Raw genomic sequence first — 14,911 nt, forward strand, 5'->3', positions numbered from 1 at the left:
AGAGCCTATTTCTTCAGCTCTTCCTGGATCTTTTCTCTCAGTATTTTGTTGATCAGCTTGCCGTCAGCCTTGCCTCTTAGCTTTTGCATGGCCAGGCCCATCAGGCCGCTCATCGCAGCATCGCCCTTCTCTTTGACGAAGTCTCGTTTCTCGGCGACGATGGAGCCGATGATCTGCCTGACTTCCTCTTCGCTGACGCCTCCCAGGCCCATGCGCTTGACTGCGTCCTCGACGCCTTTCTTCGGCTGCTCCGCTGTCTCTTTCAGCACCGCCGGTATGGCCTCTTTTGCGATCTTGCCGCCGTCGACCAGCGTGAACAGCTCGTCCAGGTGTTTGTCCGTTATCGCGTCGATCTGTACCCCGTCTCTTCGTAGTTCGGTCATAGTGCCGTGAATCGTTCTGGCTACCAGGGTAGGGTTGTACTTCTTAGCGAGCTCCTCGAACTGATCGGCGTCTGCGGAATAGGCTATGCCTTTCGCGAACTCTTCGTTGAGCCCGTACTGCTTCATGAACCGGTCTTTCTTCTCGCTTAGAAGCTCTGGCATGTCCTGCCTTATCTGATCCATGTAAGCCCTGGTGATCGGTACCGACATGACATCGGTCTCCGGGTACATCCTTGCCTTTCCGGGCAGCGGTCTCATGTATTCAGTGTTGCCGTTCGGCAGCGGCCCTCTGGTCTCCTCTGGTATGCCGATCAAGGCCTCTTTAGCCCGTCTGATGACCGCTTCCATGGCGTTCTTCGACTTCGTCTTCGTGTCTGCGACCATGACAAAGGCGTCGTTCTCGCCGAGTCCGAGCTTTGCTTTTACCGCGTCAACTTCGGCCTGAGTGATGCCGTAGTTAGGCAGCTCGTCGATGTGGAAGATGCCGCCCACTCCGGACGCTCGCTTGGCCCTGTCCGAGAACTCTGTGCCCAGTCTTCTCCCCGCCTGGATCTCTCTGCCGATGAGCCCTTTGAAGCCGGGCAGCTTGATCGCATAGGCGACACCACCGGCTGCCAGCGCTTTCTTGACCACCTTCGACTCGGCGGCTTTAAAGATCTCAGTGATGTCGAAGATCTCGTCTATGACACTGGCCTTTCTGGCGAGCAGCTCGTCTTTTATGGCCAGCAGGTTTAGCTGCCTCTGTGCCTCTTTTTCCACGACCTGCTCTATCAGGTCCAGCGCCTGCACGCCTTTGATCTCGACTCTTGCGCCCTTCGCGATCGAGACGTTTACGTCCTGCCTGATCGTTCCGAGTCCTCTGCGCACTTTCAGCGACCGCAGCAAGGTGCCTATCGCTAGCGCTACTTCCTTTGCCTGTGCCGGCGACTTGATGTCGGGTGCGGTAGCGATCTCGATCAGGGGAATGCCCAGCCGGTCCAGCGAGTATATCGTGGCGTCGCTCTTCGCCTCTACCTTGGATGCCGCATCTTCTTCAAGGCACAGCGTATCCATGCCTACCCTGCCCATCGGGGTCTCGATGAAGCCGTTGGAGGCGATGAAGCAGGTCCGCTGGAAGCCTGTGGTGTTCGAGCCGTCCACCACTATCTTGCGCATGGCGAAGACCTCGTCGACCGGCGTCATATTGAAGAGTACGGAGGCTTTGAGCGCTATGTCGAGCGCCTCGGAGTTCAGCGGTGAAGGCGGCTCCTCGTCGTTCTCCACCAGGCACGTAGTGTCGTACGCCTTGTATACGAACTTCTTCCGGGTCATGGCCTGCTCGGCCGCAGCCCGGTCCACTTCACCCATCTCGCTCTCTCTCGCCCTCAGGTACCGGAAGAACTCGAAGTTCGACTGCTCTGTCTCCCTGATCTCGTTCGGGCACCGGCAGAACAGTTTAGTCCTCGTGGCCAGCTGCTGGTGGATTTCCAGGCCAGACTTGAGGCCTATGGCCTGGTAATCTATAGAACCGTTGTTGTCGGTCATACCTGAGTCCTCCAGTTGATCTCTCCCGCTATATTCGTCTCCATGATTCTCCTGACCTCTCCGGGGTCGGTCGTCTGTCCCAGCGTCCACATGAGCTTTACCAGCGCTGTCTCGGCGAGCATGTCCTGGCCCTCTATCACGCCTGCGTTGAGGAGGTCTATCCCCGTGGAGTATACCCTGTCGCAGACTCTTCCATTGATGCACTGGGAAGCCATCACGATGGTCATGCCCGAGTCTATGGCCTTTTTCACTGTGGGCAGCCAGCCGGAGTTCACGTGGCCCAGGCCTGTGCCTTCGATTACCAGGCCCTTATATCCCTTGTCTAAGTAGAAGTCGATGATATCCGCAGGCATGCCGGGATAGAACTTAACCAGGGCACACCGGCCATCCATCTTATCACGTAGCTCCAGGCTCTTCTCGCCCCTCTTCTGGTACTCCCCGGAGACCGTGATCGCCCGGGTCGCGTAGTCCACTTTAGCGATCGGCGCTTCGTTCACCGACTGGAAAGCCGTCCTCGCCGAGGTGTGCAGCTTTCTGACTTTCGTGCCCCTGTGCACGTAGCAGACGTCATCCGAGGTGGAGCCGTGCATCACGACTGTTACGCCCGCAATGTCCGATACCGCTACCGCGGCAGCACAGATGGCGTTCATCGCGTTGTCGCTCGAGGGCCTGTCTGAGGACCTCTGGGACCCCACCAGCACGATGGGCACAGGCGACTGCACCATGAAGGAGAGCGCGGCGGCCGTGTACATCAGCGTGTCGGTGCCGTGGGTGATGATGACTCCATGGGCACCTTCCTTGATGTGGCGGTGCACCGCCCGGGCGAGGTTCTGCCAGATCGAGGCGTCCATGTCCTCGCTGAAGATCATGCTCAGGACCTCGCCTTTGTAGTTGGCGATCTCCGTCAGCTCCGGGATCGAGTCCATGATGTCGTCCGGGGTAAACTGGGAGGAGACCGCACCGGTCCTGTAGTCCACTCTGCTGGCGATTGTGCCGCCGGTGGACAGGATCGAGACTGTAGGCAACTGCTTGTTCTCTATGTGAACGTGGGGCGCCAACCGGAAAGCCGGCGGGGCTGACTTTTCGATGAATTCGACAGTCGAGCCCTCCGGTGCCAGGCCTACGTTGTAGCCGTTGCTCATCTTGAGGACGATGTTTCCGCTGCGGGAGGGCATCAGGATACCCTCGTAGCTTCTGCCGCCCTTCTGCACTTTTACCCGGTCGCCCTCGGCGAACTCCTGGCCGTTGATGATCACTCTTGTCCCTCCGTCATGCTCCTGACCTCCCGGTCGAGGCTGCGGTAAGCCTCTTCCAGGCTGTCGTTCATCTTCGAGAGCAACGCTGCGTCCAGCAGCATCTTCTTGCGCTCTGTGCTGATCTTCTTTTCAACCGTTTTTAGTGCAGGGCCTCCCACGATGCTCCTGCGCTCCACGTTGCTCCATGGATCCTTGGCTTCTTCGACCATTTTCTCGGTCAGGCCCATCTCGCTGACTTTTTTGCCGATCATCTCGACAGAGGCTCTGTCGACGTCGGCCAGCGACGGATTGCCGCCTTCTCTGGCCAGCCTGCCCACGATGCCGTGGGCGGTGCGGAATGGCAGGCCAGTCGACCTGACGATGGTATCGGCGATCTCCGTGGCCGTGGTGAAGCCCATCGTGCTCTTCCGCCTCATCTCTTCCTTCTTAACCGTAATGGTCTGGATGGCCCCGGCCATGATCCTGACCGAGGACCTGGTGATCTCGAAAGCCCGCAACAGCTGCGGCGTCACTTCCTGTAAATCCGAGTTATAGCTATATGGCAGGCCTTTCACAATGGTGAACGCAGCCATCATGTGGCCGATCACTGTGCCGCTGCGGCCTCTTACAAGTTCTAACACGTCAGGGTTCTTCTTCTGGGGCATGATCGAGCTCGTGGAAGCGTACGTGTCGCTCAGCTCGATGAAGCCGAACTCCGAGGTGCTCCACAGTACCAGTTCATCCGCCAGCCTGCTCAGGTTCACCTCTATGATGGCCATCCTCGAAGTGAGGTCGAGGATGAAGTCCCGGGCAGAGACGCCGTCCATGGAGTTATCCATGGGGCGATCGAAACCCAGCAGCTTTGCGGTCAGATCCCTGTCGAGGTTGTAGCCTGTGGAAGCGAACGCGGCGCTGCCGAGGGGGCTGATGTTGACGAACTTCAGCGCGTCGGCCAGCCGCTCGAAATCCCTGCCGAACGAGGACGCGTGGGCCAGCATGTGGTGGGCCAGCGTGGTGGGCTGGGCGTGCTGCAGGTGAGTGAAGCCGGGCATGAGCGTTTCTTTATGCTCTTCTGCCAGGGCCAGTAAGGCGCTGCGGAGATCCTGGAGGTCAGCCATCAGCCCGAGCAGCTCTTTCCTCGCGGAAATGCGGATACATGTGGCCACCTCGTCGTTGCGGGACCGGCCCGAGTGCATCCTGCCCCCGGCGTTCTCCCCGACGGCCTTGATCAGCTTCGACTCGATCGCCATGTGGACGTCCTCGAACGCCGGAATGTTCACAGCGTCAACGCCCTCATGCTCGATCGCTGCCAGCGCTTTCAGGATGGCCGCCGCGTCTTCTTTTGCGATTATCCCCTGCCGGGCCAGCATGACTGTATGCGCCTTGTCCACGAGCAGGTCCGACGGGAAAAGCCACCGGTCGGCCGGTATAGAAGCGGTGAACTCGCCCACTTCCTTCTTCTTCTCGGCCGCCAGCCGCCCGCGGCGAAGAATATCCTCTTTGTTTTCCATATCCGCACACTCTGATAAAATGAATTGACGTCGGGTATATTTCTCCTGTCATAATATATCATTCTTTCATTGTATACCGCACCCGGCGAGGCAGGCGAGGCTGAATGGTTAAATACAGGGAAGCCGAGAGATAGCGGGTGCATTGAAAGGCAGACCGGCTGCAGGTGTGTGTTGTGAATAAGGTAGTCCCGATTGCCAGTGCTCTCGCTGGCATAGTCATCGCGTGGATAGCAATGGCTATCGTATTTGCAGGCTCGGGGCTGCTCGTCCATCTCGCGGGCATCGCAGGTATAGTGATGGTGCCGATCGCGCTGGCAGTGCCGGGGTACGGCTGGAGCGGCCTGAAAGACTTTCTCGGTCGCATGGCCCGGTGGAAAGTCCGCCCCGTATGGTACGTGCTGGCAGTTCTGCTTCCTCTTGGAGTAGAGGTCGCCGCCCTGGCTATTTATGGCCTGTACCACGGCCTATCGCTCCCGCTCAGCCTGAACTTCTGGGACCTGGCAAACGTTGCGGGCATGTTTATCAAAATTCTCTATGTCATGGCCATCACGACGGCATTCTCGGGGTTCCTGCTAACCCGGGCCTCGGAGAAGCACGCTGTCGTAATCAAGGGGCTGATCTTCACGGGCTCGCTGTACCTGAGCATGGCCCTCTTCATCGTCGCGGCCTTGGTGTCCGACGGCAACAACGTGTGGCTTTTCGCCGGCCTGATCCCTGCGGGTTTCATCGCGCTGTGGATCTACGAGAAGGCGGAGAAAAGTCTGCTCATTCCCGGGCTATTCCTCACCTGCTTCATGGCGTTTCAACTCCTGTCACCCGTAAACTGGTACCTGACCGGGGGCTTTCCCGGGCCCAGAATTGTCGGGGTCGCACTCTACCTTGCGTCCGCAGCCATCATGGCAGCCGGGGCTATGTCGGACAAATACAAGGATAGAATGCCCGCGCTTCTGGCAGCTCTGGTCGTTCTGGCCACCCTTGCATCGGCGGTGTGTATTGCAACTGTAAATACAGGCATCAGCTATCCGGAACCTTCGGGGCCGTACAAAGTAGGAAAAGTAGCCTATGACTGGGTAGACGAGAACCGGACCGAGATCGCCACAGGCAACTCTACTTACCGGGAACTGATGGTATACGTCTGGTATCCCGCCGACGTGCCCGGAAACCTGACTGAAGCCCCTGCCATGGACGCAACCACGGCCAGGGGCGTGAGGGCGGGGAACGTCTTTTCGACCGCTTTCCTCGAGGGCCTCAGCGACCACGCGTATCCCGCTCCGCCGGTAGCTGCCGGCCGGTCTCGATATCCGGTCTTGCTCATGTCCCACGGGGACGGCTCTTCCCCCCTGCTGATGGCTGTCACAGCCACCGATCTGGCCAGCCACGGCTACGTCGTCGCAGGTATCTCCCATACGTATAACTCCCGGGGCACTATGTTTCCGGACGGGCGTATCCTGGAGAGTGACTTCAATTATACTCTGATCCAGAACGATCCTTACGACTTCAACCTGTCCTACTACGAGAACGCTAAGCTTTGGGCCCGTCACAACGCAGAGGTAGAGCTCCGGGAAGCGGACGACGTATCCTTCGTCCTCGATCGCATGGAAGCGCTAAACCAGTCTGATGACCTGTTCAGGGGCAGGATCGACACTGCCCGGGCCGGCACCCTCGGCTTCTCCCTTGGCGGCGCCGCAGCCATCAGCAGCGCGGAGAGGGATGATCGGATCAAGGCAGCGTCAGACCTCGATGGGGCGCTGTACCATAACGTGAGCATAGACAAGCCGACGCTGCTATTCCTCCGCGGGTCCCGGCTGAGCTACGACCGGCCATACGATGCCGTCAACCAGGGTCTGCTCACCCGGGAGCAGTTCGAGGAGCTGAAGACGATCTGGGACGGCTACCAGATGCAGGTTTACACCGCCCCCTCGACAGCATACTACGTGGGAATCAAGGGCACGGAGCACGGCAATTTCAACGACCTGGGCGCGCTGGGCCTGCCCATAGATGCCGGACCCGTCGACGGCAGGCACGCGAGCAGGATCATCAACGCCTATCTCGTGGCCTTCTTCGACCGGCACCTGACTGGTTTGGACTCCCCCCTTCTGAACGGGACGCAGGCGTACCCGGAGGACGTCTTCAGAAGCCGGGTTAACGGGACAGAAGTCGCAGGCTGAGGCGGCGCATGGCCAGATACAAAAATTATATATTTTACAACGGGACGAGTTAAGAGGAACATGATTTTTTCAGAAGTCTACGACGAGGGCAACGACAGGGTGTTCGTGCTGAGGGACACCATCGAGGTGAGGGTACCCCACCAGTTTTACACAAAGCTTAGCAAGAAGTACTCCGACGAGGAGATCGTGTCCATGCACGAGCCCAAGGTCCTGAAGCACCACTGCACTCACCGGCCGCTCGTCTACGTCACGAAGGAGTCCGAAATACCGCTCATAGGGCACACCGCCTTCGGGCTCATCGACAGGGGCACGAACCTCATCCAGGTTCGCCCAATATCCGGGTGCAATCTCAATTGCATCTTCTGCAGCGTGGACGAAGGCCATACTCAGACGAGGCAGACTGACTTCATCGTCGATACTGACTATTTAGTGGAAGAGTTCGCTAAGCTGGCTGCCCTCAAGGGTGATGACATAGAAGCGCACATCGACGGCCAGGGCGAGCCGTTCCTATACCCTTACATGGTAGAACTTCTGGAAAAGCTTCGGAAAGTCCCCGGTGTAAAGGTCATTTCGGCACAGAGCAACGGCATGGTTCTGGACGAGGAAAAGATCAAGGCCATGTCAGGCCTGTTAGACCGGATCAACCTTTCGCTCTCTTCGATGGATGAGCGCACCGGCCAGATCCTGGCGGGCACAAAGAAGTTCAGCGTAGAGCACGTGAAGAACGTGGCCCGCTGGTGCCTGGAGAACGACATCGACGTGCTGCTCGCCCCTGTCTGGGTCCCCGGCTTCAACGACGGCGAAATCGAGAAGATCATCGAATTCGGCCTGGAAATCGGCGTCGGCCGCAAGTACCCCGGCTTCGGCATCCAGAACTACGTCCGGTACCAGTTCGGGAAAAAAGTCAGAGGTAAACCGCTGCGCTTCGATCAGTTCTTCGAGAAGCTGGAGGAGTTCGAACGGAAATATGATCTGCATCTCAGGCTCACTCCGCAGGACTTCGGCATCCACAAGGCGAAGTCCCTGCCCAGAGCGTTCCGGAAGGGCGACCTCGTCAAGGTACAGATCGTCGCCCCCGGCCGGGTTTTCGGAGAGATGCTGGCCGTAGCCAGCGGGAGAGTCATCGGAGTGCTCACCGATAAGCCTGTAGGCTCTCATATTACGGCTGAGATCACGAGGACGACGGACAACGTCTACAATGCAGTGCTGCGCTGATTCTTATTATAGCCTTAAATGGCCTATCTGCTTATAGTCCTGTGAAAAGTCTGGATATCGCCGGCGCCGGGCCGCCTTGTACTTAGTTCACAAAGGTGCAGAGGCGCAAGGACGCAAAGTCTAATCAGAAAACCTTCGCGTCCTATGAAACTTGTTGTTTCGGCGAGGGCTGCAAGGCCGCCAAGCACTCGCATTATGAAAAATGGAACATTCAGGTAGAGGCTATGAAAAATCGAAAGTTGGCCATGTGTGAGTCGAAAATACCGCCAGGCACGCCAAGGAGCCAAGCTCGCCAAGGACTTTGTGATCAGGATCAGAAGATATCGCTAAAATAAATCTTGGCGTTCTATGAAAATGTGTATCTTGGCGGGCTTGGCACCTTGGCGAGCTTGGCGGCTTTACAAGCTCAGAAACTGAAAACTGCCAGTTTTTCATCACTTATGCCTGATCAAGGCTCCGATCATCATCTGACTCTTTGCCCCCGCGCCTTTTAATTCAAGTCCTCCCTGGCCTCCGGTTCCTCACTGTTCTCCTCTCTGATCTCCTGACCTCTCTGACCTCTCCCTGAGATCGTTCTCTCTGATCTCCGGGGCCTCCGAAACCTCTCGGTTGTCATGCTTGCGTAGACGTACCATGGAAAATGTGAGGTTGGGGAGTGCCCGGAGATCAGGGAGACTTTTTTCAAACTGGGAGGTCAGAGAGGTCTGGAGGTCTGAGAGGAGGAAGGTGAGTGCCCGGAGGATTGGAGAGGGAAAACCGGCTGTCGGGAATCGCCTTGAGAACGCCTGCATTCGCAGGCGTTCAAAAGGCGAACGTCATAGCACAGGAACTGTCAGAAATGTTTCAGGAAGATCATACACGAAGTTTTTACTTTATGATTATTTTTCAGCATGCCGTTATTATCTAACTTTGAGTACTTCGTGTACTTCGGGTACTTCGTGTAAATGGTACTGGCACTCGTACGAAACGTTTCAGTAACGACAATAAAAAAGATAAACCGCCACGAGGTGGCGGTCTGGTATTAACCTTCTAATAACGGCCCGCAAACTGCTCTAACCCGTACGGGTAGGCGCCGACGGGTATCGTTTTAAGCACTGTGCCAGCATCATCGCTTACGTCGACAACCGTCACGCTGTGGCTATTCATGTTAGTCACATAGACCCTGGAGCCGTCAGGGGTGCAGGCTATGCCTCTGACTCCGGCGCCGCACTTTACTGTTTTGATGGTCGAGTAGTCCTGGGCGTCGGCGATTATGAGGTTGCTGTTGCTGTCGGTCACGTAGTACAGGCGGTTGCCGTCCGGGCTGACTATGGGGCTTAGTGGGCCTGCGGCGGTATTGATTGTGCTGAGCAGGGCGAGAGAGCTCGCGTCATAGACCTGAATATTATTAGCTCCGTAGTTGGCCACGAACAGTTTCTCGCCAGCCGGGTCAAGCGATATAAAGTAGGGCTTGTTACCTGCGATGGTTGCCTCGATGATGCCGCTGTCGCCTGCTACGTTGACTACGTAGACGTTGTTGGCCTGGTATGCGCCTGCGTAGAGGCGGTTGCCGTCAGGGTGCAGCCATAGCTGGTGAGGCTTGGTGATTCCATTTATAGTTTTTATGATTCTGGGCTGGCTGGTGTCTGACGTATCGATGATGGTGATCGAATTACTGCCGTAGTTGCCTACATAGAGGCGGGTACCATCCGGCGATATGGCCAGACCGTGAGGTTCGCTGCCCACGTTGATAATACGTAATACCGTGTTGTTCGCCGGCGATATGATCGCCACGCGGTTCAGTCCTTCTACTGCCACGTAGACGAGAGAGCCATCCGGGCTGTGGACGATACCATATGGCCTGGAGCCTGTGATGATCGTGCCCGTCACAGTATTAGTAGACTGGTCGATTACACTCACAGTGTTCGAACCGTAGTTAGATACGAATGTCTTCGATACAGGGGGTGTTGGTGTTGGTGTCGGCGTAGGCGTTGCCGTGGGTGTTGCCGTGGGTGTTGCCGTCGGCGTAGGTGTTGGTGTTACTGTCGGTGTAACCGTGGGTGTTGGTGTTGGTGTTGGTGTAGGCGTCGGGGTTGCAGTAGGTGTAGGTGTTACTGTCGGTGTAACAGTAGGTGTTGGCGTAGGTGTAGGTGTTGCTGTAGGTGTTGCTGTAGGTGTTGCTGTCGGGGTCGGAGTTGGTGTTGGTGTTGCTGTCGGCGTAGGTGTTGGTGTAGGTGTTGGCGTCACCTGCAGTACTTCGTTTAACGCGGGGGCTATGTTGAGCCGTCCCCAGCCCTGGCCGTTCTCCGGGTATGTATCGCTGAGGTGGTAGGTATTTCTTATCAGCACGTCCTTGATCTCTTCCGGGGTCAGGCTGCCGTTCGCCTGCAGCAGGATGGCGCTGGCCGCGCTTACCTGGGGGCAGGCGGCGCTTGTGCCCGAGGCATAACAGTAGTACTGGCCGAGCGGGTTCCCCATCGTACTTCCGCTGGACCTGTAAGAGATGACGTATTCCCCGACAGCGACGATGTCCGGCTTGATCCGGCCGTCCTGGGTCGGGCCCCGGGAGCTGAAGCTAGATAGCCTGTCACTCATGCTCACCGAGCCGACAGCGATCACGTCCGGGGAGTCTCCAGGGCATCTGATGGAGCCTTTATAGGGGCCTGTGTTGCCCGCAGAGCAGACTACGACCACGCCATTTTCTGCGGCGTTGTGGACGGCGTCGTCGAGCGCCTGGATGTGGGTGGGGTTAGACAGGGACATCGAGATTACGTCTGCATGGTTCTGGACCGACCAGTCTATGGCAGCGATGATGTCGCTGACGTAGGCGGTGCCTGAAGGGTTCAGGACTTTGACGCCGAACAGGCTGGCGTCGTAAGCCAGCCCTTTGACTTCGCCGCCAGACATGGCTCCGGATCCTGCGATGATGCCCGCGACAAAGGTGCCGTGCCCGAAGTCGTCGTACGGTGTTGCCCTGTCGTTCAGGAAGTCCTTCCACAGGATCACTTTGCCTGCGAGGTCAGGATGGGTGGCGTCGATGCCCGAATCGATCACGCTTACGTTGACCCCTTTACCCGTGTAGCCCGGGACTGTGGACCAGGCGACTGAAGCGTTTACGTGGTAGGGTACCTCGTCCAGGTCTGCGTAAGCGATCGAGTCCCTTACTACGCTTTCCACGTCCGGCCTCGCCTTGAGCGCTGCTACCTCGCTGTCCGGCAGGTCGACTGCAACAGCGTCGATGATATTATAGTTGTACTTGACTTTTCCGCCTGCTTTGACGAGGTCCCGGGTTTTCGCCTCCTTCGAGGCGGCGCCCTGGGATAGAAGCGAGGCTCCCTGCTTCTGGTTATCTATCGTCTTCTTGTAGGTTACTATATACCTGTGCGAAGTGTCGCTTTTACCCTGCTTTGCGGCAGTGGCTGTTGCCGGCACTATCAACGCTACAATTAGTCCAATTATAATCAGTATTGTACAGAGTTGTCTTAGTCTTTTAATATGTATACCCCCGTCGATTTAGCTCTCTTTGAATAACTGAAAGCTGCTATGGGTGTTTCTGGATATGCCTTTTATATTTAAGTTTAGTATTATGCTATTATTATATAAATATTTAGGGCGTAGGGGGCTATACAGACTGCTTCTGGCAAAAGAAGGCATGGATAGCGAGGAGTCCCTGACCATGTTTCTTTGCTGTTCCAGCCGGGACAAAATTATATGGTTAAATTTATATAATAAGTTGATAAAATATTGCCTATATATCTATAGCTTAGAGCTCGCTTACAGCTCAAACTTTAAAATACCTGATGGTGGCCGAAAATGGTCGTTAAGCTGATCGATAACAAGGATCTATGGGATAAGCATATGGATGAAAGTGCCTACGGCACCCTTTTTCACAAGTGGGACTTCCTGAGGATCATCGAGAAGTGCTCTGGCTACCGTCTTTATCCCTACGGTATCTACAGGGGAGACGAGCTGGTCTGTCTGTTCCCGGTGTTCGCCAGGAGCGCCATGGGCTGGGTTACAATAGCTTCGCCTCCTCCAAACATGGCCATCCCGTATCTCGGATTAGTGATGAGCCCTATCTACGATAAGCTCCGGCAGCGCAAGAAGGAGTCTTATCTCAACCACGTCGTGGAGGAGATGGAAGCCGAGATCAAAAAGCTGCATGCTGGCTCCATAAGCATTACCACGGTCAATGGCTTCGTAGACATGAGGCCTTTCAAGTGGAGCGGCTACCACGTCCAGATGCAATATTCCTACGCGGTGAGCCTGAAACAGCCTGCGGATGAAATCCTGAACCGGTTCGACGGAAAGCTGAAAGGGTTGATAGCGGAAGCTGAAAAGCTCCCCCTGTCGATTGTCCCTGCGGACGATGATATGGGCGGGTTCTGCAAGGCTTTGGCCAGCCACTATCGCAGGAGCGGGACCCCAAAGGCTGCGCCCTCTCCAGAGTTCCTCAAAGAAGTCATCTCCGCTTTCCCCGATAACGTTAAGATCTGCTACCTGCGGAACGGGGATCAGATCGCTGCACCGATCGTTTATTACCAGTATAAGGGCCGGTTCTCCTTCTGGCTCGGATGGGGGATCAGCGATTCAGGGCTTCGAAACGACGCGTATGTTGCCTGGAGCTTCATCAGGAGCAAGCAGGCGGAAGGGCTGGCGACACTGGAGCTGCCGGGATCGGGGCAGCGGGAGCTCTGCTACTTCAAGTCGATGTTCAACGCTCCTCTCGAATACCATTTCTCGATAAGAAAAAGCGATCTGCTGGGCTCGATCGCCGGAAGCCTCCGCCATGGTGCCGCGGTTTCGTGAGGCCTCATGAATTCTGGAAAGCGAAGCGAGAGGCAGGCAGGGATTGACATGTCCGTAGAACTCGTCGAAGATAAAGCCCTGTGGGACCGGTTCGTCGACGACAGCCCTAATAGCATGCTTTTCCATAAATGGGCTTTCCTGGAACTGCAGGAAAAGTACACGGGCGACAAGCTTCTGCCTTACGGTGTCTTCGATGGCAATGACCTGACCTGCATCCTGCCGGTCTTCAGCTCCCGGCAGAACGGGCTCAGGCTGCTCTACTCCCCGCCACGCAGTTCCCTCGTCTACATCCCTTACCTCGGCCCTGCAACCAGCGCCGGTATCGCCCGGCTACAGCCTCACGACCGGGAGAGCGCATGGAGATCCATCATCGGGGAGATCTGCGCTGAATTCGGCCGGCTGTCGCCCAATTACGTGGCGCTGGGGCTTTCCCCCGGTTTCCTCGACGTGAGGCCCTTCGAGAGGACTGGCTACGAGGCCGACCTCATGTATACTTACATCATCGATCTGGACCGGCCTGTCCAGGCTATATGGGACTCTCTCGAGCGCGATACTCGAAAATGCATCAAGGAAGCTTCAAAACATTCCCTGTCCATCGTCCAGAGCACCGATACGGCCACGTTCGCCCGTGAAATGGCACAGGGGCTGAAAAATCAGGGCACGACCTTCTTCCACCGCCAGAGGCCGGAATACCTGACGGAGATCCTCGATACCTTTCCGGACAACGTCAGGATGTACTTCCTGTACGACGGAGAAGACCTCATCGGGGCAAATGTCCTCTGCTGCTTCCACGGGCACTGCATCGGCTGGATGGGAAACACGGCCGTCAGGGGAAGCTTCAGCGCGAACGAGTATCTGCTCTGGGAGCAGATGCAGAGGGTCAAGCGAGAAGGCTGCAGGACCTTCGAGAACACCGGCGCGGACGAAAAGCGCCTCAACCTTTCCAAGACCAAGTTCAACCCTGCGCTGGTTCCCTGGTTTTATATCTACAGGCGGGACCCGCTGTACAGGACGGCTAAATATGGCCTGACCACGCTGGAAAAGATCAAGAGGCATGCCTGAAGGTGAGCGGATGGAACTGATACTCGACCAGGACAAATGGGACAGCTTCGTGGAAGAAAGCCCTAACGGGACGCTCTTTCACCGGTGGGACTTCCTGCAGATCGTGCAGAAGTACACTGGCTACAGGCTTTATCCATACGGGATCTACAGGGAAGGCGAACTGATCAGCATTATCCCGTTTTTCCTGCGGATCCAGAAAGGGCTTAAAATGATGATCTCCCCGCCGCCTTTGCCCATGGCTAACGTGCCTTACCTTGGCTTCGCCATGAGTCCGGCCTTCCATGAGCTGCCGCCCCACGAGAAGCTCGTCGCATGGGACTGGATCGTGAGGGACATGCACAGGGGCCTGAAGCCCACGCCAAACTATGTCTGCATAGGCCAGACCTCCGACGTCAGCGACATCCGGCCTTTCGAGTGGCAGCAGTACGAGGTCGACCAGCAGTACACCTATGTGCTGGACTTGCGCAGGCCTCTCAAGGAGATCTGGGACGGCTTCGACCGGGACTGCAGAAAGAACATCAACGAGGCCAAAAAGCATCCCCTGTCTTTCCGGGAGGTAAGCGACGTCGACCGGTTCAACGAGACCATGAAGGAGCACCTTACCAAAGACGGGCCGACCTTCTACCACCGCCGGGATCCCGCATACCTGGGAGAGCTTCTCCGCGCCTTCCCCGAGAATATCAAGCTGTACTTCTTCTACAACGGAGACGAGGTCGTCGGGGTGAAGATCAACCTGGGCTATAAGAAATGGTACATGTCCTGGATGGGCAACGTAGCGGTCCAAAAAGAGCTGAGCACTAACGAGTACTTCTACTGGGAGCTGATCAAGAAGGCCAGGGCTGACGGGTACACCAGGCACGAGAACTATGGCACCTACAACCAGCGCCTGAACCTGTTCAAGTCTAAGTTCAACCCCGCCCTCGAGCCCTGCTTCTACGCCCAGAAGAAAGACGTTCTGTTCGAAACCATGTGGCGAAGCTACAATGCGGTCGAGAGCTTCGCCAAAGCCATCAGGGTGAAATGAC

Annotated in this window: 9 protein-coding genes; 5 read left to right on the plus strand and 4 right to left on the minus strand. The window is 56.6% G+C overall.

Going from position 1 to position 14,911, the window contains the following annotated elements:
• Window positions 1-5 precede the first annotated feature (5 nt).
• From gatE to argH, 3 genes are read right to left on the minus strand one after another with little or no spacing between them, the layout of a single operon-like run.
• Window positions 6-1,907, minus strand: a complete 1,902-nt coding sequence (gatE, locus tag RCI_RS12230) for a Glu-tRNA(Gln) amidotransferase subunit GatE (RefSeq protein ID WP_012036758.1) — start codon at window positions 1,905-1,907, stop codon at window positions 6-8.
• Window positions 1,904-3,163: a Glu-tRNA(Gln) amidotransferase subunit GatD gene (gene gatD / locus RCI_RS12235; RefSeq protein ID WP_012036759.1), complete on the minus strand. Its 1,260-nt coding sequence runs from the start codon at window positions 3,161-3,163 to the stop codon at window positions 1,904-1,906. The genes gatE and gatD overlap by 4 nt, the downstream gene beginning before the upstream one ends.
• A complete protein-coding gene (gene argH, locus RCI_RS12240; protein ID WP_012036760.1) occupies window positions 3,160-4,653 on the minus strand; it encodes an argininosuccinate lyase in 1,494 nt (497 codons plus the stop codon). The genes gatD and argH overlap by 4 nt, the downstream gene beginning before the upstream one ends.
• Before the next feature lie 173 nt (window positions 4,654-4,826).
• Here argH and RCI_RS12245 point away from each other — a divergent pair, with 173 nt between their 5' ends.
• Entirely contained in the window at window positions 4,827-6,821 is a 1,995-nt protein-coding gene (locus RCI_RS12245) for an alpha/beta hydrolase family protein (RefSeq protein WP_048198560.1), read from the plus strand.
• Between the two features lie 60 nt (window positions 6,822-6,881).
• Window positions 6,882-8,036 (plus strand): radical SAM protein, encoded by a 1,155-nt coding sequence (locus RCI_RS12250; protein WP_012036762.1) that lies wholly within the window; start codon window positions 6,882-6,884, stop codon window positions 8,034-8,036.
• A 1,029-nt stretch (window positions 8,037-9,065) separates the two neighbouring features.
• Here the strand turns inward: RCI_RS12250 and RCI_RS15935 are convergent.
• The gene (locus tag RCI_RS15935; protein ID WP_148266619.1) at window positions 9,066-11,447 is read right to left on the minus strand and encodes a S8 family serine peptidase; all 2,382 of its coding nucleotides are present in this window, start codon (window positions 11,445-11,447) and stop codon (window positions 9,066-9,068) included.
• Window positions 11,448-11,828: 381 nt separating this feature from the next.
• Here RCI_RS15935 and RCI_RS15940 point away from each other — a divergent pair, with 381 nt between their 5' ends.
• The 3 genes from RCI_RS15940 to RCI_RS12270 are packed head-to-tail and all read left to right on the plus strand — an operon-like array spanning window position 11,829 to window position 14,910.
• The gene (locus RCI_RS15940; RefSeq protein ID WP_052309972.1) at window positions 11,829-12,824 is read left to right on the plus strand and encodes a GNAT family N-acetyltransferase; all 996 of its coding nucleotides are present in this window, start codon (window positions 11,829-11,831) and stop codon (window positions 12,822-12,824) included.
• A gap of 6 nt (window positions 12,825-12,830) precedes the next feature.
• Window positions 12,831-13,886, plus strand: a complete 1,056-nt coding sequence (locus RCI_RS12265) for a GNAT family N-acetyltransferase (RefSeq protein ID WP_012036768.1) — start codon at window positions 12,831-12,833, stop codon at window positions 13,884-13,886.
• Window positions 13,887-13,896: 10 nt separating this feature from the next.
• Window positions 13,897-14,910 carry a GNAT family N-acetyltransferase gene (locus RCI_RS12270; protein ID WP_012036769.1) on the plus strand — a complete coding sequence of 338 codons (1,014 nt, stop codon included), beginning with the start codon at window positions 13,897-13,899 and terminating at the stop codon, window positions 14,908-14,910.
• The last annotated feature ends 1 nt before the right edge of the window (window position 14,911 follow it).

The sequence above is a fragment of the Methanocella arvoryzae MRE50 genome (assembly GCF_000063445.1).
Classification (GTDB): domain Archaea; phylum Halobacteriota; class Methanocellia; order Methanocellales; family Methanocellaceae; genus Methanocella_A; species Methanocella_A arvoryzae.